The 24,191-nt window shown below is 57.3% G+C and carries 15 protein-coding genes and 1 tRNA gene; 6 read left to right on the forward strand and 10 right to left on the reverse strand.

All coding sequences use genetic code 11. From position 1 onward, the window contains the following. Positions 1-131 precede the first annotated feature (131 nt). Genes infB through rimP form a run of 3 tightly spaced genes read right to left on the reverse strand, consistent with a single transcriptional unit; the run spans position 132 to position 4,531 of the window. Entirely contained in the window at positions 132-2,768 is a 2,637-nt protein-coding gene (gene infB, locus RB2501_RS00415; RefSeq protein ID WP_012813669.1) for a translation initiation factor IF-2, read from the reverse strand. Positions 2,769-2,809: 41 nt separating this feature from the next. Then, complete coding sequence (nusA, locus tag RB2501_RS00420) at positions 2,810-4,042, reverse strand: transcription termination factor NusA (RefSeq protein WP_012813670.1); 1,233 nt, start codon at positions 4,040-4,042, stop codon at positions 2,810-2,812. A gap of 15 nt (positions 4,043-4,057) precedes the next feature. Further along, positions 4,058-4,531 carry a ribosome assembly cofactor RimP gene (gene rimP, locus RB2501_RS00425; protein ID WP_012813671.1) on the reverse strand — a complete coding sequence of 158 codons (474 nt, stop codon included), beginning with the start codon at positions 4,529-4,531 and terminating at the stop codon, positions 4,058-4,060. 192 nt (positions 4,532-4,723) lie between these two features. Between rimP and RB2501_RS00430 the strand changes: the two genes are divergently transcribed. From RB2501_RS00430 to RB2501_RS00440, 3 genes are all read left to right on the forward strand, one after another. Next, complete coding sequence (locus RB2501_RS00430; RefSeq protein ID WP_012813672.1) at positions 4,724-6,106, forward strand: cation:proton antiporter domain-containing protein; 1,383 nt, start codon at positions 4,724-4,726, stop codon at positions 6,104-6,106. Between the two features lie 85 nt (positions 6,107-6,191). Then, positions 6,192-6,770, forward strand: coding sequence for a hypothetical protein (locus RB2501_RS00435; RefSeq protein WP_148214252.1), 579 nt, complete (start codon positions 6,192-6,194; stop codon positions 6,768-6,770). 18 nt (positions 6,771-6,788) lie between these two features. Continuing rightward, a complete protein-coding gene (locus tag RB2501_RS00440) occupies positions 6,789-7,370 on the forward strand; it encodes a VIT1/CCC1 transporter family protein (protein WP_012813674.1) in 582 nt (193 codons plus the stop codon). 39 nt (positions 7,371-7,409) lie between these two features. Here RB2501_RS00440 and RB2501_RS00445 read toward each other — a convergent pair. Further along, a tRNA-Gln gene (locus tag RB2501_RS00445) sits at positions 7,410-7,481 on the reverse strand. 194 nt (positions 7,482-7,675) lie between these two features. On the opposite strand from RB2501_RS00445, the gene RB2501_RS00450 reads away from it, so the two are divergent. Further along, positions 7,676-11,026 (forward strand): glycosyltransferase family 117 protein, encoded by a 3,351-nt coding sequence (locus RB2501_RS00450; RefSeq protein ID WP_012813675.1) that lies wholly within the window; start codon positions 7,676-7,678, stop codon positions 11,024-11,026. Between the two features lie 254 nt (positions 11,027-11,280). Here the strand turns inward: RB2501_RS00450 and RB2501_RS00455 are convergent, their stop codons facing one another. The 3 genes from RB2501_RS00455 to RB2501_RS00465 all read right to left on the reverse strand — a co-directional run bounded on the left by RB2501_RS00455 (position 11,281) and on the right by RB2501_RS00465 (position 13,678). Next, entirely contained in the window at positions 11,281-11,577 is a 297-nt protein-coding gene (locus tag RB2501_RS00455) for a thioredoxin family protein (protein ID WP_012813676.1), read from the reverse strand. Between the two features lie 91 nt (positions 11,578-11,668). Further along, positions 11,669-12,898: a metallophosphoesterase gene (locus RB2501_RS00460; RefSeq protein WP_012813677.1), complete on the reverse strand. Its 1,230-nt coding sequence runs from the start codon at positions 12,896-12,898 to the stop codon at positions 11,669-11,671. A 39-nt stretch (positions 12,899-12,937) separates the two neighbouring features. Further along, the gene (locus RB2501_RS00465) at positions 12,938-13,678 is read right to left on the reverse strand and encodes a copper homeostasis protein CutC (RefSeq protein WP_012813678.1); all 741 of its coding nucleotides are present in this window, start codon (positions 13,676-13,678) and stop codon (positions 12,938-12,940) included. Positions 13,679-13,719: 41 nt separating this feature from the next. Between RB2501_RS00465 and RB2501_RS00470 the strand changes: the two genes are divergently transcribed. Both RB2501_RS00470 and polA read left to right on the forward strand, forming a co-directional pair. Continuing rightward, positions 13,720-14,721 carry an isoaspartyl peptidase/L-asparaginase family protein gene (locus tag RB2501_RS00470; protein WP_012813679.1) on the forward strand — a complete coding sequence of 334 codons (1,002 nt, stop codon included), beginning with the start codon at positions 13,720-13,722 and terminating at the stop codon, positions 14,719-14,721. 39 nt (positions 14,722-14,760) lie between these two features. After that, a complete protein-coding gene (gene polA / locus RB2501_RS00475; RefSeq protein WP_012813680.1) occupies positions 14,761-17,589 on the forward strand; it encodes a DNA polymerase I in 2,829 nt (942 codons plus the stop codon). A 17-nt stretch (positions 17,590-17,606) separates the two neighbouring features. On the opposite strand, the gene RB2501_RS00480 is transcribed toward polA, so the two are convergent. The 3 genes from RB2501_RS00480 to RB2501_RS00490 form a co-directional block, all read right to left on the reverse strand. Then, a complete protein-coding gene (locus tag RB2501_RS00480) occupies positions 17,607-20,051 on the reverse strand; it encodes a TonB-dependent receptor (RefSeq protein ID WP_187289178.1) in 2,445 nt (814 codons plus the stop codon). Further along, positions 20,048-21,199 carry a DUF4249 domain-containing protein gene (locus tag RB2501_RS00485; RefSeq protein ID WP_012813682.1) on the reverse strand — a complete coding sequence of 384 codons (1,152 nt, stop codon included), beginning with the start codon at positions 21,197-21,199 and terminating at the stop codon, positions 20,048-20,050. The genes RB2501_RS00480 and RB2501_RS00485 overlap by 4 nt, the downstream gene beginning before the upstream one ends. A 101-nt stretch (positions 21,200-21,300) precedes the next feature. Further along, positions 21,301-23,994, reverse strand: coding sequence for a DUF5916 domain-containing protein (locus tag RB2501_RS00490; RefSeq protein WP_012813683.1), 2,694 nt, complete (start codon positions 23,992-23,994; stop codon positions 21,301-21,303). Positions 23,995-24,191: the final 197 nt, after the last annotated feature.

Genomic DNA, 24,191 nt, shown 5'->3' on the forward strand with positions numbered 1-24,191 from the left:
AATTTCCAGGCTATCTTCGAGATACCCGACACTGGAAATCCCAGTTATTTAACTCACCGAAATCGAGACGTTGCCTGGTTTTCAATTTGCTTAATCTTCAAAATCGGCAAATCTTCAAATCCTCAAATTACCTACAGCGTCTTCTTCACCGCCACCTCCTGGAAGGCCTCCACAACGTCTCCTTCCTTGATGTCGTTGTAGTTCTTGATCTGCAGGCCGCAATCGTATCCTTTGGAGACTTCCTTCACGTCGTCTTTAAACCGCTTCAGGGAAGCGAGCTCCCCGGTGAAGATCACCACGCCGTCGCGAATCAGGCGGATATTGGAATTGCGGAACACCTTGCCGCTGGTAACCATACACCCGGCGATCGTACCGATTTTGGAGATCTTGAAGGTCTCGCGGATTTCGGCGGTACCGGTAACTTCCTCCTTGATCTCGGGGGAGAGCATCCCCTCCATGGCATCCTTGACGTCGTTGATGGCGTCGTAGATGATGGAATACATCCGGATGTCGATTTCCTCCTTGTCGGCAACCTCCCGCGCATTCCCCATGGGCCGTACGTTGAAGCCGATGATGATGGCGTCGGAAGCCGAGGCGAGCAGCACGTCCGATTCGGTAATCGCGCCCACGCCCTTGTGGATGATATTCACCTGGATCTCGTCGGTGGACAACTTCTGGAAGGAATCCGACAGGGCTTCCACCGAACCGTCCACATCCCCCTTGAGGATGATGTTGAGCTCCTGGAAATCTCCAAGTGCAATCCGCCTTCCGATCTCGTCCAGGGTGATGTGCCGCTGGGTGCGTACGTTCTGCTCGCGCAGGAGCTGGGAACGCTTGGAAGCAATCTGCTTGGCCTCGCGCTCGTCTTCCAGGACGTTGAATTTATCCCCGGCTTGGGGGGCGCCGTCCAGACCCAGGATGGATATGGGTGTTGATGGGCCTGCGGATTTTACGTTCTTGCCGCGTTCGTCCTGCATGGCCTTGACCTTCCCGCTGCAGGTCCCCGCCAGGACATAGTCCCCGATGTGCAGGGTCCCGGCAGTTACCAAAACGGTGGATACGTAGCCGCGTCCCTTGTCCAGGAAGGCTTCCACCACGGTTCCCGAAGCGAGTTTGTCCGGGTTGGCTTTGAGTTCGAGGAGTTCCGCCTCGAGCAATACTTTTTCAAGGAGTTCCTTAACCCCCTGCCCGGTTTTGGCCGAGATGTCGTGCGACTGGATCTTACCGCCCCAGTCCTCCACGAGCAGGTTCATGTTGGCCAGGCCTTCCTTGATCTTGTCCGGGTTGGCCGTGGGCTTGTCCACCTTGTTGATGGCAAAGACGATGGGCACCCCGGCCGCCTGGGCGTGGCTTATGGCTTCCTTGGTTTGCGGCATGATGTCGTCATCCGCCGCGATTACGATAATCGCGATATCCGTTACCTGGGCCCCCCGGGCCCGCATGGCTGTAAAGGCCTCGTGACCCGGCGTATCCAGGAAGGCAATTTTCTGCCCGTTCTCCAGGCTCACGCCGTAAGCCCCGATGTGTTGGGTAATCCCCCCGCTCTCGCCGGCAATTACATTCTCCTCCCGGATATAGTCCAGCAGGGACGTTTTTCCGTGGTCCACGTGCCCCATCACCGTGACGATGGGCGCCCGGGGCTGCAGGTCTTCCGGTGCATCCTCTTCTTCCTCGATCGATTCCTCGATCTCGGCGGTTACGAATTCCACTTCATAGCCGAATTCCTCGGCTACGATGGTGAGGGTTTCCGCGTCGAGACGCTGGTTCATGGTTACCATGATGCCCAGGGACATACAGGCGGAAATAATATCGGTGGTGGAGACGTCCATCATGGTGGCCACTTCGCCAACGGTGACGAATTCGGTTACCTTGAGGGTTTTGCTTTCCAGTTCCTGGGCCTCCAGGTCCTTTTCGGTCTGCTGTCGGTGCTGGTCCCGCTTGTCGCGGCGGTACTTCGCGCCCTTTCCTTTTTTGGATTTCCCCTGCAGTTTCTCCAGGGTTTCCCGAACCTGCTTTTGCACTTCCTCCTCGGTAGGCTCTACCTTGTTGGCTGCAAAGCGCTGCTTCCGGCCCCCGGCTTTCCCGCGGCCCCCGGAATCCGTTTTGCTGGTGATCCTCCGGCGGCGGCGTTTGCGGTCGCCGTCGTCCTTCTTCTCTTTCTTTTTCTTCTCGAACTGCGTCAGGTCGATCTTGTCCTTGATCTTGGGGCCGGAGAGTTTCTTGTATTCGGTCTCCATCACCTCGGGCTTTTCGGCAGCGGGCTTTTCCGCCTCCGGCTTTTCGTCGGCCTGGGTTTTAGCCGCCGGCGCCTCTGCGGGCTTTTCTGCCTCCCCGGGCGTCTCCGCAGCCGGCTTTTCAACAGCAGGCTCCTCTTTCTTGGTGGGCGCCCCCTGTTTTTTGGTCTCCTCCAGGTCAATCTTACCTACCTGGGTCGGGCCCGCCAGGTCGGCCTTGGCCTTGACGACTTCAGAACGCGATTGGCGCCTTTCCCGCGCCAGCCGCTTCTCTTCCTGTTCCTGTTCCAGTTGTTGACGAAGCGCTTCCTTCTCCTTCCGCTTCTCCTCCCCTACTTCCTTGGAGGCAACCTTTTTGCTCTTGTCCGAGCGGAACTCATCCAGCAAAACCTGGTATACCTCGCCGGAAATTTTGGTCGTAGGCCGGGCCTCTACCTCATGCCCCTGAGAGGTCAGGTAGTCTACCGCCCTGTCCAGCGAAATATTGAGTTCTCTAAGGACTTTGTTAAGCCTTATGGTTGCGTTTTCTGCCATAGAAATCCTTCGTTCTTACAATAAAAGTGCTAATATATAGCTTAATCTTCAAATTCTTCTTTGAGGATCCGGATCACATCCAAAATGGTTTCCTCCTCCAAATCGGTGCGTTTCACCAGGTCTTCCACGTCCTGTTCGAGCACGGCGCGGGCCGTGTCCAGGCCAATTTTCCGGAGCTCCATAATAATCCACTCCTCGATCTCGTCCCGGAACTCGGTGAGCTCCACATCCTCCTCCACGCCCTCGCGGTACACGTCGATCTCGTAACCGGTCAGCTGGCCGGCCAGGCGGATGTTGTGGCCCCCGCGGCCGATGGCCTTGGAAACCTCCTCCGGCTTCAGGTACACCTGGGCCGTCATGTTCTCATCGTTCAGCTTTACCTGGGTAACGCGGGCCGGGCTCAGGGACCGGGTGACCATGAGCTGGGGGTTGTTCGTCCAGTTGATCACGTCGATGTTCTCGTTGCCCAGCTCGCGGACAATCCCGTGGATGCGGGAACCCTTCATCCCCACGCAGGCACCCACCGGGTCGATCCGGTCGTCGTAGGAATCCACTGCCACCTTGGCCTTCTCGCCCGGTATCCGGACCGCCTTCTTGATGGTGATGAGCCCGTCGAATACCTCGGGGATCTCCTGGTGGAAGAGCTGCTCGAGGAACTTGGGCGAGGTGCGCGACATGATGATCAGCGGCTTGTTGCCCTTGAGCTCCACGCTCTCGATGATCCCGCGGACATTGTCCCCCTTGCGGAAAAAGTCGGAAGGGATCTGTTTCTCCTTGGGCATAATCAGTTCGTTCCCCTCATCGTCCAGCAGGATAATCGCCTTGTGGCGGATGTGGTGAACCTCGGCGGTGTAAATTTCGCCTTCCAGGTCCTTGAACTGCTTGTAGATGGTCGTATTGTCGTGCTCGTGGATCTTGGCGATCAGGTTCTGGCGGAGGGCCAGGATGGAGCGCCGCCCCAGGTCGATGAGCTTCACTTCTTCCGAAACGTCTTCCCCCACCTCAAAATCGGGCTCGATCTTGCGGGCTTCGGAAAGGGAGATCTCCTCGTTGGGCTCTTCTACTTCCCCATCCGGTACCACCACGCGGTTCCGCCAGATTTCGAGGTCCCCCTTGTCGGGGTTAATGATGATGTCAAAATTGTCATCGGAGCCAAACTTGCGCTTCAGAGCCGCCCGGAATACCTCCTCCAGGATGGCCATTAGCGTTACCCGGTCAATGAACTTGTCGTCCTTGAACTCGGAGAATGATTCGATCAATGCGAGATTTTCCATTTTTTCAATCTGCCGTTAAAATTTTAAAACAACTTTTGCCTGTTCGATTTCGGAATGCGGAATGGTTTCCTCCTTCCGAACGGTATGTTTCCCCTTGCCAACCGGCTTGGGTTCCCGCGCTTTCCAGCTCAGGGTAATGTCCTTGTCATCCGCGGCCGTCAGGGTGCCCTGCACCTCCTTCCCGGCCCGGCGTACAGCCAGCTTGCGGCCGATGTGCTTCCGGTACTGCCGGGGCATCAGCAAGGGAGCCGTAGCCCCCGCAGATCCGACTTCCAGCGAAAAATTGAATTCGTCCCTGTCCAGGGAGTGTTCCACGGCCCGGCTGATATCCATGCAGTCCTGGAGGCTGATGCCTTCATCCCCGTCGAGGGTTACCTGTATAGACTGGTCCGGGTTGACTTTCAGGTCGATCAAAAACAATTCCGGCCGGCCCGCGAGGGCCTCGTCGAGCAGTTCGCTCACCCGTTTTTCCAATCGATTGCTATCCATGGTGCCGTCCTAATTTACTTACTGGCAACAAAAGAGGGGACTTTTCGTCCCCTCATTGAATAACCATTTATTCCATAAGTGCTGCAAATATACGACTTTTTCTCTGATATACTAAAATGTTCCCACCTAAGTTTTAAGTATATAGGGCCGCCGAAATCCGGTATCTTTACCCTGCCAACCCAACCGAACTCCATGGAAATTTTCACCTCCTACAACCTGATCATCGCCGCATCGGTGGTCCTGATCCTCTCCTTCTGGTTCAATGGCCTCGCAAAGCGTACGAGCATCCCCTCCGTTTTGATGCTCATCGTCCTCGGGGTGGTCATCCAGTACGGGCTCAAGCTATTCGGCGCCTCTCTGCCGGACCTCTTCGGGGCCCTGGAAGTGCTCGGCATCATCGGCCTGATCATGATCGTTCTGGAAGCCGCCCTGGAACTCGAACTCCGGCGGGATAAGGTTTGGCCCATCCTCAAGGCGCTGTTTATCGCCCTGGCCGGGCTGCTGGCATCCACCTGGGTGGCCGCCCTGATCCTCGAAGCCCTGGTACCCGGCATGGATACCGCTTCGGCCTGGTTGTACGCCACCCCCCTGTCCATCCTCTCGAGTGCCATTATCATCCCGAGCGTCGGGGGCCTTTCGCCGGACAAAAAGGAATTCCATATTTACGAAAGCACGTTTTCGGATATCGCGGGGATCATCCTTTTCTATTTCCTGGCCGGGCAGCTGAACCCGGCAGAGGCGGTGGGCCCGGCGGGCTTTGCGGGCACCATCCTGCTCACCGTGGTGATTGCCCTGGCGGCCAGTTACGGCATCATCCTGATCTTCCAGGGCATCAAGAGCCAGGCCAAGCAATTCCTGCTTATCGCCGTGTTATTGTTGCTCTACGCCATCGGGAAGAAACTCCACCTGAGTTCCCTGATCATCATCCTGGTTTTTGGCCTGGTCATCGCCAATATGAAGTTGTTCTTTGCGGGCCCCTTGCGGAAACACCTCAACGAGGAGCGCGCCCGGCAGATTTACCACGAACTCCATATCATCACCCTGGAAACCGCTTTTGTGGTGCGGACTTTCTTTTTTGTGGTCTTTGGCCTCACCATCGTTTTGTCGTCCCTGCTCAGCATCCGCGTTTTGCTCATCAGCCTCCTGGTCCTGGCGTCCATCTACGCCATCCGCTTTATACTGCTCCGGCCCATTTTCGGCAGGGACTACACCCCCCAGTTGTTCATTGCGCCCCGCGGCCTGATTACCGTCCTGCTCTTTTATGCCATCCCCCCCGAGGCGCAGGTGGCCGGCTTTGACCCGGGCATCCTGCTGTTCATCATCATCGGCACCAGCCTGGTAATGACCTGGGCGATGATCCGGGACAAGCAAAAGCCCGCCACGCTCCTGGATGAAATCGACGAGGAATACGACCTGCTGGACGAGGCATATGATTCAGAGGATGCACTTGAATCCGACCCGTCTTCCGATTCGGCCAGGGAGGACGATGCAGCCAGGGGGGATCATCCGGCAGGCAGCAGGCCGGCGGATGGCAACGGGGGCACCGGACCAAAAAATCCTCCGCCAAACCATTGAGGATCCGCAACGCACCTTGCGCCATCTATTTTTATTGCTGCGACTTGGCCGGATACCCTGCTTGTGTGTACATTTGCAGCAACTTATGACGCCAACCCGACTTTGTTTTGCCCTGTTGCTGCTTTTATTCCTGCCCCTGCCTGGTCTGGCGCAGCCGTCTGTACCTGCGGGCGGAATCCCACACGCGGGCGCAACCACGGGCGAAGATGCTGCTGTTGCGGAATCGGTTGCTGTCACAGCGGTGGAGATCCCCGAACACATCGGGGCCATCGTCGATTCCCTGGCACTTGTCAATGAAATTCACGGAAGCTATGTGGGCTTCTCCGGGGCAACCACCCGGCAATACGAGCATTTTATCCAGCTCTCCCAGCTTGCCTGCCCGGAGGAACTGCTGTTGTTCACCTCCCACGAGAACGCCGTGGTCCGGGCGTACGCCTTCTGGGCCCTGGCCCGCCAACAGTACGAAGGGCTTGAAAAAGTCCTGCTGGAGCACGCGCGGGACGAGGCGCTGGTCCGCGAAGTACAGGGCGGCATGGTTACCACGGTACCCCTCATCGACTTCATGCAATGGGTTGTAGACCCGGACCTGCTGGACACGGAGTCTAAAAAACTGGATACGGATGTATTCCGGCAAATCAGTGAAATCCGGTTTTCGGACCGATGACCCCGAAAGGCCGGCCGCATGAAATCTTCCTTCCTCAAAAAACACGAAGCCTACCTGAGTGAATTTGTCTATGGCGGCATGGACGGGTGCGTGACCACCTTTGCCGTGGTCGCCGGCTCGGTGGGGGCCAGCCTGGACAGCGCCGTGATCATCATCCTGGGCTTTGCCAACCTGATCGCCGACGGCTTTGCCATGTCGGTGGGCGCCTACCTCTCGCACAATACGGCACGGGACAACCGGCTGAAACTCCAGGCTACGGAAAACCCCGCAGCCGGGCAAACCCCGGCAGGTGTGCCGGACCCCGAGCCCGGGAAATCCGCCCTCCGTATCGGGGGGGTGACGTTTGCCTCCTTCCTCGCCATCGGCCTGGTGCCCCTGCTGGTCTATGTGGTGGACTATTTGTACCCCCTGGACGTAAACCACTTCCTGGTGGCCTGCATCCTCACGGGGATCGGTTTCCTCTTTATCGGCCTGCTCAAGGCCTATGTAAACCGCACCCGCATGCTCCGCGCCGTTGTAGAAGTCCTGGCCCTCGGCGCCGCGGCCGCGATTGTCGCCTACTACGTGGGGGATTTGCTGGAGCGGCTGATATCTGGGTGAGAATAAAAAACCCCGGGAGGAAACCCGGGGCTTTCAGCGTTGGCCTACTAGGACTCGAACCTAGAATGACTGAACCAAAATCAGTAGTGTTGCCAATTACACCATAGGCCAGTGCCATAAGAGGCTGCAAATTTAAAACAAACTTTCATTTCGACAAACAAAATTCGCCACATTGTGCGATTGCTGGCAGGCCCTGTGGCAATTGCAATCACGCCTCCGCCCCCTGTTAAACCTTTGCGAAAAAGTCCGGCCCAAGTGGGGGTTATTTACTAAATTCGCCCCAACCCTTTTAAAAGGAACGCTTCATGTTTGCCAAAAACTTCGATAAGTGGGACACCCTCCTCGGGTGGTTTGTTTTTTTAGTAGCTCTTGTAATCTACGGAATTACCACAGAACCAACAGGGAGCTTCTGGGATGCAGGGGAGTATATTTCCACCTCGGCAAAACTGCAGGTGGCCCACCCGCCGGGGGCCCCATTTATGCAGATGATGGGGGCGTTTTTTGCCATGTTCGCCCCGGGGCCCGAAAACGTGGCATTTCTGGTAAACATGATGTCCGGGGTTTCCTCCGCATTTGCCCTGCTGTTTATGTTCTGGACCATCACGAACCTGGGGCGCAAACTCACAGGTTGGAACCAATCGGCTACGGATGCGAAAGGGATGGCCATTCTCGGGGCCGCCCTGGTGGGCTGCCTGTCGCTGGCCTTTTCGGATAGTTTCTGGTTCAATGCGGTGGAAACCGAGGTATACGCCATGGCGAGCCTGGTCATGTCCCTGCTGTTCTGGTTGGGCCTGAAGTGGACGGACAATATGGACAACCCGAGGGGCAACCGCTACCTGGTACTGATCGCCTTTGTAACGGGGCTTACTTTCGGGATACAGTTTATGGGGTTTCTGGCCATCCCATCCATCGGCCTGCTCTATTTCTTCAAACGCTTTGGCGATGCCATCACCCCCTGGAAGTTTATCCTGGCCAACGTGGCCGTGGTAGCCGTGCTGATGCTCGTCTACAAATTCTCGCTCACCTACGTTTTGGTGCTCTTTGGATGGAGCGAGGTGTTCTTTATCAACGAGGTGGGCCTGCCCTTTAACTCGGGGACGATCATCATGGGGCTGCTTTTTGCAGGCGCCTTTTACTACGGGCTGCGCTACACGCGGAAAAACAATTATATCAAGGCGAATACGGTGGTGCTCTGCGGCCTGTTTATGTTTATCGGCTTTTCCTCCTGGCTCATGCTGCCCATCCGCGCCAATGCCAACGTGGTGATCAACGAGAACAACCCGGCAGACGCCCGGGCGCTGCTGGCCTATTACAACCGGGAACAATACCCGGGGGTGGACAGCCCCATCTACGGCACCTATTATTCGGACCGCTTTGCCCCGGCCGGGGAAAACCGGGATGACGAACCCAAATACGAACAGAACCACGAACTCGGCAAGTACGAGATCGTCAACTATTACAAGGAAGCCCTGCCCGGGCCAAACCCGGAACACGTGGGCCTGCTCCCCCGGATGTGGAGCGACCAGCACGCGGAGAACTACATGCGGTACTTCGGCCCCCTGGAGTTCAGCCTTACCGAAAACAACGCCGAATTGCGGCAGGCGGCCAACCAGCTCCGACAGGGCCTGGCCTCCGGAGAAATCGACGAAGGGCAGTACATCGGGTTCCTCAGCAGGTTCGGGGACTACCTCAAGGTGCATCCGCCCAGTTTCGGCCAGAACCTGGACTATATGGTGCGCTTCCAGTTCGGCTATATGTACTGGCGCTATTTCATGTGGAATTTTGTCGGGAAACAGGACGACAAGCAGGGCCGCTACAATGGCAATGGCGAATGGCTGAGCGGGATCGGGTTTATCGACGCGCTCCGGCTGGGCAGCCAGGAGAACCTGCCACAGGACAAACTGGACAACAAGGGTCGGAATACCTACTACTTCCTCCCGCTGCTGCTCGGGATCATCGGCCTGGTATTCCAGCTTTCGCGCAATCCGAGGCAATTCTGGGTACTCCTGGTCTTCTTCCTTTTTACCGGCATCGCGATACAGTTCTATACGAACCCCTACATTTTCCAACCCCGGGAGCGGGATTATTCGCTGGTGGGGTCGTTTTACGTTTTTGCCATCTGGATCGGGCTGGGCGTACTGGCCCTGTTTGAAGAATTCAAGCGCTGGGTGAAACCGAAAATCTGGGCGCCGGCCGTTACCGCCATCTGCCTGCTGGCCGTACCGCTGTTGATGGCGGCCCAAAACTGGGACGACCACGACCGCTCCGGCCGCTACACCGCCAAATCCACGGCCATGGCCTACCTGGACAGTTGCCAGGAAGATGCGGGGGCCATGCTCTTCACCATCGGGGACAACGATACCTTCCCGCTGTGGTATGTGCAGGAAATCGAAAAGTACCGCACGGACGTCCGCATTATTTGTACAAGCCTGTTTGCCACGGACTGGTACGTGGACCAGATGAAGCGAAAGGCCTACGAAAGCGACCCGATCCCCTCCCAGCTCACGCACAACCTCTACCGCTACGGGAACCGGGATGTGATCTACCACCAGCAGCTTACGGAAAACCGGTGGGACATTAAGGATTTCATGAACTGGATTGCCAGCGACCGGCCGGAAACCAAACTGCGCTCCTACCTGCAGCGCATCGGAGCGGATACTTCGGAATACCCCGAAAGCACCCTGGAAACCGTCTTCTACCCCACCAATAAAATCCGGGTGCCCGTAAACAAGGAAAACGTCCTGGCTTCGGGCCTGGTCAAGGAAAAGGACTCCGCGCTGATCGTGGACTACATCGACATCGACCTGCCGGGAGTACTGCCCAAAAACCGGATATTGATGCTCGACCTCCTCGCCAACAACGATTGGAAACGGCCGATTTATTTCTCTGGCGGCAGCTTTGACCAGGCGGAATACCTGTGGATGAAGGAATACCTGCAACTCGACGGGCTCGCCTATAAACTGGTGCCGATCCGGACCGGGAACCGCAACAGTTTTGAGCTGGGGCGCATCGATACGGACCTGATGTACGACGTGGCCATGAACTGGTACTGGGGGAATTCCGGCAGCGATGACATCTATCACGATGTACAGACGCGTTCCCAGGGGCTCTCTTTCCGGTCCAACCTGGCCCGGCTTATGGAGGAGCTGATCGCAGAGAACAAGATTGACAAAGCCCGCGACATCATCGACCTGGCCATGACCCACCTGCCGGTGGAACACTTTGAATTCTACACCTTTGTGGAGCCCTTCGTGGACGGGTATTACAAGGTGGGAGATACCGAGAAAGCCCGGGAGCTATACTACCAGCTAAAAGGCATTTACGTAGATCGCATCGACTATTACGCCGGGATCCCCCTGGACGAACAATACGAACGGGCAGAGGAAATCCTCTCGGACCTGGAGGCCTACAAGCGCCTGAACAATATCCTGATCGACAACAACGACCGGGAACTGGCCGAAAAGGAAACGCTTATTTTCAATGAGCAGATTGACCGGATTGCCTTTATGAACCGGGATAACCTGCTGGACCAGCTGCCCCCTGCCGACCCCGGTGAGATGGCCGACCCGGACCTTATAGACACGATGCCGGTTTCGGATACGACTATGGAAGACAATGTCCGCACGGTGGTACCGGCGGATAGTATTTCTAATTGATTTGAAGGTTTGAGGATTTGAGGATTTGAAAATTTGGTTGAGGTAGTTCAATCCAGCCGAAGACATGCTATCCGAAACGCTTAAGACATACTACTTCATGTCATTAAACCTTTATGTCGGGAGTATGGGAGCTAGTCAATCTTCAAATCGACAAAACCTCATCTTGAAAGATTGCCCATCTTCAAATCGGCAAATTCTCCTATTGAAAGATTCCCAATCTTCAAATTGGCAAATTTTCAAATTTTCAAATCAAACTAAACGTATTCGTTGAGAATACCAATCAGCGTATTCGCATCCTGTTCGCCGCTTTGGCGCCAGACCATTTCCCCCTTTTTGTAGATCATCAGGGTGGGCAGGCCTTTGATGCGAAGTGCCTGGGAAAGTTCCTTGTTCTTGTCGACATCTATCTTGATGACTTTACCCTTGTCGCCCAGGGCGGCGGCCACGTCCCTCAAAACGGGGTGCATGGCGGTGGATTGCTCGTTCCATTCCGCGTAGAAATCCAGCAGTACCGGATGATTCTGATCGATGAGTTCACCGAATTTTGACATACAGATGGCATTGGGTTACCGCTCAAAAGTAAGAAATTTTGCCAAATGGGAATTGAAAGTGCCTGTTATTGAAGGGCGCAGGCCGTTAAATTCAAGTTAAACCGGTTTTTTTCAGCGTTATCACCGTAATCTCCGGCCAGATGCCCACCCGGCCCGGATACCCGAGGAAACCGAACCCCCTGTTCACATTGATGAACTGCCCAAGCTCTTCGTAAATGCCCGCCCAGTAGCGGTAGCGCCATTTCACCGGGCTCCATTTAACCAGGCCGGGAATCTCTATACCGAATTGCATGCCGTGGGTGTGGCCGCTCAGTGTCAGGTGGAAGTGCATCGGGTCGTGGATGACCTTGTCTTCCCAGTGGGAAGGGTCGTGGCTGAGCAAAATCTTGAAATCGTTTTCCCTTATACCCTGCGTGGCCTGCCGCAAATCGCCGGCTTTCTTGAACCCCCCGCGACCCCAGTTTTCCACGCCTACCAGGGCGATCCGGTCATCCCCCCGCTGCAGGTAACGGTGCTCGTTCAGCAGCAGGTCGAAGCCCATCTCCCGCTGCAGCGCCTTCAGGTCTTCCAGATTTTGGGCCTTGAGCTCCTCCGACTCCCATTCCACGTAATCCCCGTAATCGTGGTTCCCTAGGATGGAATATACCCCGTCGGGAGCTCGGAGCCGGGAAAACAGATCCTTCCAGGGATCCATTTCGGACGCTTTGTTATTCACCAGATCGCCAGTAAAGAATATCACATCGCTTTCCTGCTGGTTAATGAGGTCCACCCCGTAGGATATCCGGGGCCAGTTGTCGAAGCTGCCGCTGTGCACGTCGGAAATCTGCGTAATCCGGTAGCCGTGGAAAGCCAGCGGGAGGTCTTTGAATTCCAACTCGTACTTCAGCACCTTGAAGTTGTACTTCCCCCGATACATCCCGTAGAGCAGCGCCCCGAAAGGCAGGGAGGCCACCCCCAGTGCCAGCAGGCTCAAAAAGCGCCTCCGCCCCGGCAGGCTGAACTCGCCCTTCCCTCCCAGGACCTTGTGATAGCCCGCCACCAACACCCGGAAAATATCCTCTGAAAAGAGGAATATCATCGTGATCAGGTTAAAGGTCAGGACGGCCAGCAGGAAACCAAAGGCGTAGCTTTTTGGCCGGCTAAGCACCCGGCCCTCGGCCTCGCCCCAGGTAAACTGGTAGACAAAATTCCCGAGGACCAGAAGGGTGATGGCGATGTAGAGGTAATGGATCCAGGGCAGGCGTGTCCCCGAACGGAGGGCCTGCAAGGTATAGAGGCAAATCAGGAGATAAACAAGGATAAAAAGCAGCCAGCGGATCATTCGTTGCGTTTTTCAAATATACCGTTTTTTGTGCGGCTCCTAGCCCCCGTCGGCTATCGCTTTCAGGCTGTCCACGACCGCTTTCACCACCTCCGGGTCGGAGACCAGCGGCTTCGTTTCCCGAAGCAGTCCCGGGGCATTCATGGGCGGGCCCGGATAGGTTTCTCTCGCAGGCCCCTTGCGGATGCCGGATAGGTGGACCGCCTCAAATCCCTTGCCGGCGAAGAGGCGGATATTCCCCGGGTGGATGCCGCCACCGGGCATCATCCGGATGCGGCGCGCGCGTTGTTGCAGGGATTCGAGAAGCGGGAGGCCTTCCGGAGCCGAAAGGGCCTGGCCGCTGCTCAGGATGGTCTGTACGCCGAGTTCCTCCAGGGCTTCCAGGGCCGCATGGGGGTCCGTGCTCCGGTCGAAGGCGCGGTGGAAGGTAAACCGGGCGTTCCCGGTTGCGCCGAGGAGTTCCCGGGTCCGGGCCACATCTACCCGCCCGTCCGGCTGCAGGCAACCGCTGACAATTCCCTCAAACCCCATCCCCACGCAATGGCGTATATCGCTTAACATGGCGCGGAACTCCGCGTGGGAATACGTAAAATCCCCGCTGCGGGGGCGGATCAGGACGTGGACGGGAATGGAAACCGCCTGCCGGACCTCCTCGAGGAGCCCTCGTGACGGGGTGATGCCGCCCACGGCCAACTCGCTGCAAAACTCCACCCGGTCGGCCCCTGCATCCTGGGCGGCACGGGCCGATTCCACCGAATTGGCGCAAACCTCAACAAGCATAAATACGTATCTTTAGGATCCTAAAATAACCGCTTCAAACCATGCACAGAAGAAAATTCCTAAAAAATTCCTCCCTGGGGTCAGCCGGCCTCATCGGCGCTGCGACCCTGGCGGGATGCCGGGATCATCCGGCCTCCCACGGAGAAGCCAACCTGGCAGGGACCCCTCCTGCACCGGGCCCTGTTGCCCTCTGCACCTGGGATTTCGGGAACGCCACGGAAAAAGCCTGGTCCGTGCTGAACGCGGGGGGCAATGCCCTGGATGCATCCGAAGCAGGCGTCCGGGTGGAGGAGGCCAATGCAGGGAACCAGACGGTGGGGCTGGGCGGGCGGCCGGATCGGGACGGTTTCGTGACCCTGGATGCGTGCATCATGGATGCCAACGGAAATTGCGGCTCGGTAATGGGCCTGGAAGGCTACGTCCACCCGGTATCCGTGGCCCGGAAAGTGATGGAGGAAACCCCCCACGTCATCCTGATCGGGGAAGGTGCGGCCCAGTTTGCCCGGGACCAGGGTTTCGAAAAGCGGGAGTTGCTCACGGAAGCTTCCCGCAGCGATTGGGAGGAGTGGAAAGAGACCGCGGAATATCAACCCATTATCAATATCGAGAACCACGACACCATCGGCATGCTCTGCATGGACTGGGCCGGGGATATTTGCGGCGCCTGTACCACCAGCGGCCTGGCCTTTAAAATGCGGGGGCGCGTCGGGGATTCCCCGGTCATCGGCGCCGGGCTGTACGTGGACAATGAGGTGGGCGGGGCCACCGCCACCGGCCTGGGCGAGGAGGTAATCCGGACTGTGGGAAGTTTTTTGATCGTCGAACTGATGCGCCAGGGAATGTCCCCCCAGCAGGCCTGCGAAGAAGGCGTTCGCCGCATCATGGCAAAGAACCGGGGACGCACCGATTTCCAAATCGGGTTTATCGCCCTGAACAAACAGGGGCAAACCGGCGCGTATTGCATTCACCCCGGCTTCAGTTACCGGCTTTACAACGGGGAAGGACACCGGAACATCCCGAGCGAAACCTACCTGAAATCCTGAGAATCTTAGTAGTTTTAAACCACCATAAAACCGCCATCCATGTCTGAGAAAAAACGCCTGTTCCTGCTCGATGCCTATGCCTTGATCTTCAGGGGGTACTACGCGCTGATCAAGAATCCCCGCATCAATTCCAAGGGCATGGATACCTCGGCGATCATGGGGTTCATGAATTCGCTTTTCGACGTGATCCGCCGCGAACAACCCGACCACCTGGCCGTATGTTTCGACAAGGACGGCAGTGCGGAGCGCACTGAACTCTTCCCGGAATACAAGGCAAACCGGGACGAAACCCCGGATGCCATACGGGTAGCCGTCCCCTGGATCCAGGATATTCTCAAGGCCATGCACATCCCCTGCATTGAACGCAGCGGCCTGGAAGCGGACGACATCATCGGCACCCTGGCCCGCCAGGCCGAGGCGCAGGGATACCAGGTCTATATGGTCACCCCGGATAAGGATTTCGGGCAACTGGTGACCGAAAACACCTTTATGTACCGCCCGGCGCGCATGGGGAACGGAATTGAGATCTGGGGCATTCCCGAGGTCCAGAAACGCTTTGGGGTGGAGCGTCCCGAACAGGTGATCGACTATTTGGGGATGATGGGGGATGCCAGCGACAACATCCCGGGGTTCCCGGGGGTCGGCGACAAGACCGCCAAGAAATTCATCGACCAGTTCGGATCCCTGGAAGGCCTGCTTGAAAACACCGAACAGCTCAAGGGGAAGATGAAAGAGCGGATCATCGAAAACGCGGAGCTCGGCAAACTCTCCAAGAAACTGGCCACCATTTGCGTGGATTGCGACGTCACCTTTGACGAAAAAGACTTTGAACTGAGTATGCCGGACAGCCAGAAAGTACAGGAGCTGTTTGAAGAACTGGAATTTCGCAGGCTCCGGGACCAATTCCTCAAACTCTTTTCAGGGGAGACCGAGAGCGGCCCGGCCGTTGGCACCACGGAAACGGCAAAAAAACAAAACCGCGAAGCGGGCAGCGGGCAGTTTTCCCTCTTTGAGGCGGACGCCAAGGGGGAGCAGGTGGAAGCCTATTCGGGCCGTAAGACCATCAAAGATGTATCCCACCTCTACCAGGCCGTGGGAGACGGCATGGAGCGGAAATTATTCCTGAAAAGCCTCATGGCGCAAAACCGCGTTTGTTTTGACACAGAGACCACCTCCCTGGACCCGCTTGAGGCGGAGCTCGTGGGGATTGCCTTTAGCTGGGAGGCCCATAAAGGATTTTACCTGCCCGTACCGGAAGGCCGGGAAGCCGCTGGGGAAGTCCTCGAAGAACTCCGGCCGTTCTTTGAGTCGGACACCATTGAAAAAGTGGGGCAGAACCTCAAGTACGACATCAAGGTGCTCAGCACCTATGGAATTCCGGTACGGGGGCCGCTATTCGACACGATGCTGGCGCATTACCTGATCAACCCGGATATGCGGCACAACATGGACGTGCTGGCCGAAACCTACCTGAATTACACCCCGGTCCCCATCAGCGACCTGATCGGCAAAAAAGGCAAGAACCAACTGAGCATGCGGGACGTCCCCCTGGAGGACCAGACCGAGTACGCCGTGGAGGATGCGGATATCACGCTCCAGCTCGCCCAGCTCTTTGGGCCGGAACTCCGGGAGGCCCAGACCGAAGAACTTTTCAAGGAAATCGAAATCCCGTTGTTGCGGGTGCTGGCCGACATGGAGCTCGAGGGCATCAACCTGGATACGGGTTTTCTGGAGAAACTCTCCGGGGAGCTCGAAAAGGATATCGAAGGCCTGGTGGGAAAGATCTACGAAGCAGCCGGGGAAGAATTCAACATCGGGTCGCCCAAACAACTCGGGGAAATCCTCTTCGATAAAATGAAGCTGGTGGACAAACCCAAGAAAACGCGGACCGGGCAATACTCCACCGCGGAAGACGTGCTTTCCGGCCTGGCCAAGGAGCACGAAATTGTACAGATGGTCCTGGACTACCGGGGCCTGACCAAACTCAAGAGCACCTATGTGGATGCCCTGCCACAGCAGGTGGCGCCGTCCACCGGCCGGGTGCATACAGACTACATGCAGACCGTGGCGGCTACCGGCCGGCTGAGCAGCAACAACCCGAACCTGCAGAATATCCCGATCCGCACCGAACGGGGCCGGCAAATCCGGAAAGCTTTTATCCCGCGCAGCCCGGAGTACCAATTACTGGCCGCAGATTACTCCCAGATCGAACTCCGGATCATCGCGGCCCTGAGCGAGGAGGACACGATGATTGAATCCTTCAAACGGGGCGAAGACATCCACGCAGCGACCGCCGCCCAGGTATTCCAGGTCCCCCTGGAAGAGGTGACCCGGGAGCAGCGGTCGAACGCCAAAACGGTTAATTTCGGGATCATCTACGGGGTGTCAGCCTTTGGGCTGAGCAACCAGACGAACCTCAGCCGCACCGAGGCCAAGGAATTGATCGACACGTATTACAAAACGTACCCGAAACTTCGGAACTATATCAGCGACCAGATCGATTTTGCCCGGGAGCACGGCTACGTACAGACCGTCCTGGGCCGCCGTCGCTACCTCAAGGACATCAATGGCAGCAACGCCGTGGTTCGGGGTGCTGCCGAGCGGAACGCCGTCAACGCCCCGATTCAGGGAAGCGCGGCCGACATTATCAAGATTGCGATGATCCGGATCTACCAAAAGCTGCGGGAAGGCAACTTCAAAACCCGGATGCTCCTGCAGGTCCACGACGAACTGGTCTTTGACTGCTACCGGGGAGAAGCCGATACGGTGAGCGCCCTGATCAAATCGGAGATGGAGAGCGCCTATGAACTCGCCGTCCCCCTGGTAGTGGATATGGGCTTCGGGGAAACCTGGCTGGAAGCGCATTAGGCGCGTGTCCCCCTATTTTAATCGAAGGAAAAATTGTAGGTAATCGCAAAGAGCGGGCTGTTCAGCACGGATAGTTCGTAGGCACCCAGCGGGCTTTCCAGGAAGATATCGCCGAATTCGCCCCCCTGGCGCTGGGAGTAGAACAGGTTGAAGGGGTTCCGCCGGCCGTACACGTTGTAAATGGTAAAGGTCCAGTCCCCCACCCAGCGGCGGTCCAGTTTTTTACCGTACCGGACCGTCCAGGAGAAATCCAGGCGGTGGTAGGGCCTCAGGCGGGCATTGTTCCGGTCCAGGAAAATCGGGATATCGATATCCTGGTATCTGAAGACGCTGTTCGGGGCTGAATAGGGCCGCCCGGACTGCAATGTAAAATTAAAGCTCCAGGTGTTGTACAGGTCGCCCTCAAAGTTAACCGTGCTGTTGAATACATGGGGGCGGTCAAATTCCGAGGGGTACCAATCGTTGTCGTTGATCCGTTCGCGGAGCCCCGTGCCGTTACTGCGCAGGAAGCTCCTGGCGTAGGTATAATTCAGCCAGCCGTTGACCTTCCCCTCGGGTTTGCGGAAGCTGAGTTCCACCCCATAGGCTTTCCCGTCGGCCTGGATCACTTCCCGCTGCAGGTAGGGCTCCAGGAAAAAATCCGCGCCTGCCTTGTAGGTCAGGTTATTCCGGGACGCGCGGTAGTATCCCTCCAGGGAAATTTCCATCTCGTTGTCCGCGAGCCCCTGATAGATCCCCAGCCCGAAGGCATCGCTCTGTTGCGGGCCGATGAGCGGGTCGGAGGTCTTCCATCGGGAGGTGGGAAGCGGGGTGGTGGTATTGTACAGGTTTTGCAGGTACTGATTCAGCCGGGCGTAACTGGCCTTGACGGAGGTGAACTCCCCCAGGGAGTAATTCAGGCCCAGACGGGGTTCCAACCCATTGTATGTCTTGACTCCTGCCCCGTCCTCGAAGAATGTGGTGGCGATCAGGTTTCCGGTATCCGGGTCGAAGGCGGGCTGGGAAAACGGGCCCACCAATACAAAATGGTTGAGTCGCAACCCGGCGGAAAGCGACAGGTTTTCCAGGGGGGACCAGTTCAGGTTGGCGTAGGCCCCGAACTCATAGCTGTGCTCGGATTGCAGTTCCACCGGGTTGATGCTGTTGCCGGAACCCGGGTCCAGGCTGCCGGGTGCTATCCGGTACCGGGCTGCCTGCAAACCGGCATACCAGTCCAGTCCCTCGCCTACAAAGCGCTGGTATTCCGAGTTCAGGCTCAGATAGCGGACAGAGGAATTATACCGTATCTCATTGTCGCTTTCGGCTTCGGGGAAAATGTTTTCCGGCTGGTAATCCGAGGCTACCAGGATGTTGCGCAAGGTAGAGGAATCATCCAATACATGGGTCCATGCCAGGGTGCCGTTCAGGGTCCGGAACTTATACTGGTTATTCGCAGCATTGATATCCTGAATACGGGTGATCAGGTCCAGCTGGTAAAAATCCCAGGAATAGAACCCGGTCAGGGCCACCTGGTCGTTTTCCCCCGCCAGCCAGAGCAGTTTCATCGTGGCGTCGTGGAAGCGCGCCCGGGTATTGTCCAGCCGTTCGGAAAATAATGGCAGCAGGAAGTCCGTAAAACCGGCCCGCCCCCCGAGGGACAAATTCAGCTTGTCCTTTATGAGGGGGGTCTCAATAGCCAGGCGCGACGAGACCAGGCCCACCCCCCCATTCAGCTTGAATTTGGACGGGAAGGGGTTCCGCGTCTTGACGTCCAGGACAGAGCTCGTCCGTCCGCCAAACCGCGCCGGTATGTTCGCCCGGTACAGGTCTACCTGGGAGATTACCTCCGGCGTGAATACGGAAAACAACCCGAACAGGTGGGTCGGGTTAAATACCGGGGCGTAGTCGTAGAGGATCAGGTTCTGGTCCAGGGACCCTCCGCGAACCGACAACCCGTTGCTGATCTCCCCGGCATTATTGACCCCCGGCAGGAGCGTCATGCCCCGCAACACGTCGAATTCCCCGGCGGCCATGGGAATCTTTTTGATTTCCTGCATCTCGAGTTCCAGGGCCCCCATCTGGGGCGATTCCAGGTTCTCGGCAATCCGTCGGGCCCGCAAAACCACTTCGGACAGCTCCTCGGCTTGCTCCTGCATCCGCACTACCAGGTCCACGGATTCGCGAAGGTCCACCTGCCGCTGTACCCCCTGGAAACCCAGGTAGAAGAATTCCACTGAATAACTCCCCTGTGGAAGGACCCTGGAATAGCGCCCGTCCCGGTCGGTTATCCCCCCGCAGCGGCATTCCCGGATGGCTACCTGTACCCCTTCCAGCGGGGCGTTTCCCGCCGCATCCAGCACCTGTACGGAGAGGGTGGCTTCCCGCTGCTGGGCATTTGCAGGCGCAAGGCAGAAGAGGAGCAGGAGAATGCACCCAAGGTGGCTCCTGAATTGGCTGCAGGTATGTCCGGCTGGCTTGTTCATTCCGGCCATCCTTCGGGTTCGACTGCCGTGCGGTAGGGTCCAGAAAGACAGGGGGCGCTGGAGGTAACGGGCGGGGGCACCGACCCGTATTCCTCGGCTTGTCCTACGATCCGATCTTCCAGTTGGGCTTCTTCCAGGCCAATCCGTTCGATAAAAACGTCCCGGGACACCTGGGCGGCTGCGGTAAACCGCCCCAGGACATACTCGTCCGGGTTGTCCGGGTTGTACAGGTTGCCCAGGAGGGCCGCGGGTAGCGGGGCGTTGAAGCCTGAGTTGTTGTCCACCAGGTCCTTCAGCGTCTTGTAATACCGGTAGGCATCCCGGCCCAGGGTATATTGCTGCAGTTTAACGAGGACGTTGCGCTTTTGGTACAGGAGGATATCGGCCACCGGCAGGCCCGTGGTGGTGGTCCCGTCGGAGAATTCATCCGAGTACACCTCTACCCGGTCGTTGTAGCGGATCTGCCAGCAGGCATCCTCGCAACTGTAGGTGTAGTATTCCTTCAGGGGCGGGCCCGGGCGATCCGGGTCCGGGGTAAAACACTCGCCGTCCCGGTAGACGGAATAATTGTAACAGATGTGGCAATACACCAATTGCTCATAACTGCGGAACTGCCAGAAATAATAGTTTTCCTCCCCCGCAGGATCTGAAAAAGTTACCGAAAGCCGATGCCCGGGGACCTCCCGGTCGTAGTCTTCCGCAAATACGAGCTGCGGGTCGTAGGATACCGATACCTCCCGGATGGGCACAGGCGCTACAGGGCTCTCGGCTGTGGAAAAGTAACGGCGTCCGTCTGCCAGTTCAACCCGGAGTTGCCACTGCTCGCCGATTCGCACTGCAAAATCAGCCGGCGGCAGGTACCGGTCCCCGGATTCGAACAACACTACTTCACGGCCGTCCGGACTGCGGATAAACCGCACATCGGCCCCCTCCAGGAATTCATTCGTCTGCCGGCCAAAAGATTCCCCGGATTCAAAAACCTGGACATAGGAGGCGCCGGGGTCATTAGATGCAAAGGCATCGATATAGACAAGCCCCTCCCGGTAGCTGAATTCCGGGTCCACGGGATCCGTACATCCGGCCAGGCTCCAAAGCAGCAGGAAAATAACAGGGATTCCGCCGAGAATTCGCGGAAACAGGGTTGGCATTCAGTTAGGTTTGTTTGGACTAAAAATAAGGCTTAATGCTTCTGCGGGATATGCGCCAAAAGTTAAAAAGAGTTAAATGTGTGGTTTTAACACGAAATGAATTACAGCGCAAACCGGTAAGTGGCCTTGAGCAGCAGGATATTGCGCGGTTGCGTTTCCCCGAAGATATTCGATTCCAGACTGCCCAGCAGGGCTGCGGCCGGGTCCCCGGAAGCGGTCAGGTCCTGGGACCAGACCAGGAACAATTCGGACCCGGGTACGTACTCCCACCGAAGTACCAGGTTGGACCGGAACTGTATAAAGGAAAAATCCGGGTCCCCGAAGGTGAAATCCACCGTCCCGTCCTGCGCCCGGTCTACGGAATACACCCCGTCCTCAAAGGTGATCTGCCCAGGGCCAAAGGGGGTAATCCGCTCGGCTATCTGCGGGGCCAGCGGGTTTGAAATATGTTTAAATTCCGAATAGCGGCCCCGGGATATAAAGGGTTGCCCCCAATACTGCAGGGTGAGGTTCGGGTTGATTGTATAATTGACCCGCAGCGACATGGACAGCGTGCGCTGCTCGATTGTGCCATTCAGGTATACCGGCTCTCCCCCGCTGACCAGGTTGTCGATATACTGGAGTTTGTCGTTGTTCAGCTCAAAGCCCGGGTAAGCGGAAATCCGCAGGGCGTTGAATGGCTGATAGGTAAACCCGCCTTCCACATAATAGTAATCCCGGGACCCGTCCAGGGCCTGCGAGCCGTTCTGGAAAATGTTAAACCGGAGCTTCTTCCTGCTGTCCGTATTGATGCCATTCCAGAAACTGATGCTGGCGGATTGCCGGAGGCGCGGCCCGCCCCTCAGGGCGAAATTGTCGTATTGGAGTGGCCGGAAGGTGAGCCCGAGGTTCGTGAACCAGTTGCCTGCCCAATTCTGCCAACTGTTTGTGTTGAAAGCCACCAGGTTGTGGTTCCCCGCAAAATCCCAGGCGCTCCAGTGGTTGTAGTTAATCCCCACCCGCCTGAAGGTTTTATCCGGTTTCAGGGTTTGGTAGCCCACCCAGGTATAATGGCGGATGTCGTCCGCCTGCCGCTGAAAGCCGATATCGTTGAGTTCCAGTTCCGGGGAACGCCAGGTGGCCCCGCTCTCAAAACGCCAATGCCCGTTGCCCACCTTGCCCAACTGCAGGTTGCCCCCGGTTCCCGTCAGGGAAGTCCTGGCCGGGTCTACATCCACATGGTCCGCCCCCACGCGCTGGAACAAATGCGCAATGGATTCCTGCGTCCTGAGAATGGCGGCCTCGCTGCCGCTGACATGGCTCCACACCAGACTGCCCCCCAGGTACCAGTCGCGGTTGTTCCACTGGTGCTTAAAATCCACCCCACCCGTATAGGCCGCCTCGTGCAACCATTCCAGGGTTTCCGGCAGGGCTTCCCGGTTGGTGGCCGTAACGATGGTGCCCACGTAGGTGTCCCCTTCGTTGAAATCCTTCTGGACCCGCCCCACCAGGTAATTGGTGAGGGGTTCCACCACTTCGCGCCGACGCTGCCCCGCATTGTCGATTACTGCAGACCGCCGCGCCGTCAGGCTCTCGAGCAGGCCCACAGACCAGCCGTCGCGTGTCTTGCCGCTGAATTTTGCCGCGCCGAGGATGGGCGTGGTGGCCGGCTGGTCCACGAATTCCCCCTCGGCCGTCTCGGGAAACCCCTGGGGGCTCCGTCCAATCCGGCGGGAATAAAACACATTGTCCGAGCCAAAGGTGTTGCCCGCCTGGGACGGGGACACCGGATAGTCAAAGATGTTTTTGTTCTCGATAAAAAACGGGCGCTGTTCGCGGAAAAAAATCTGGAAACCGTCCAGCGCAATAGCCGACGGATCGGCTTCCACCTGGCCAAAGTCCGGGTTGATGGTCAAGTCCAGGGTCAGGTCGTTGGTTATGCCAATCTTGGCATCCAGCCCCCCGGTAAGACCGGTTTCGCTCCCGTCTTCAAAGGGGTTGCCCGCCTGGGGATCAAACGTCTCGCTCCTGGCCACCGTGTAGGGTTGGATCTCCAACTGGTTTTGCGACTCGATATTCCTCAACCCCGTGAGCAGGCCGAATTCGCTGGTAAATCCCGGGGTGTCCACGGGGAGGCGCTGCCAGACAGACCGCTCTTCATCCCGGAAAAACCGGCGCATCACCTGCAGCCCCCATACCTGTTCCGGGGCCTCGCTGAACTTTAACTGACTCATGGGGATGCGCATCTCGGCGGTCCAGCCCGCTGCATCCGTCCGGGTCTTCACATACCAGATGGGGTTCCAGGTATCGTCTTCATTGTTTCCGTTGTTGGAGCCAAAAACATCCCCCTTGACCCCGGCTGCTGAAACGATAAATCCGAAACTGGTCCGCTTGTCGTGGTAACTGTCGATAAAGATCCCCACCCAGTCCCCGTCAAACCCGTCCCTCCGGGAGAGGCGTTTGACGATTTTATCCGGTTCGGTGTCAAAGGCCCGGATACCCACATAGAGGTTTTTGGCGTCGTAGAGGATTTTAAATTGGGTCTGCTGGGCCGGGGGCGTATTCTCGTCGGGGCGCTGTTCGATAAAATCCCCGGCCCATTCCACCTGGTTCCATACCGTTTCGTCCAGAGTGCCGTCGATGACCGGGACGCTCTCCGCACCGATTGCCGCCGTAATATAGTTGCGCCTGGGCACCTCATCGGCCGTAACGGCGCTGGCAGGGGGTTCGGGTTCCGGGATTTCGGCGGTATCCTGCCCCCGTGAAAGGGCGATAACCCCCAGCGAGCAGAGGAGGGCCGTGGAGAATCTGGTCATGGCTGTCAGTTGATTGATGTCTGAATAAAAGACCGGGGAAAACGACAACTGTTACAGGATTTAACCGTTATTTGCGTTCTTTTAACACATCGATCCGGCGCAGCCTGAAAAAGTTGCAGGGAGACAAAAAAATATTGCCGGACAGGCATTTGTAATTCAACTTATTAATCGTACATTTGCAGCCCGTTATTCGGGAT

The organism is Robiginitalea biformata HTCC2501 (assembly GCF_000024125.1).
Lineage (GTDB): Bacteria > Bacteroidota > Bacteroidia > Flavobacteriales > Flavobacteriaceae > Robiginitalea > Robiginitalea biformata.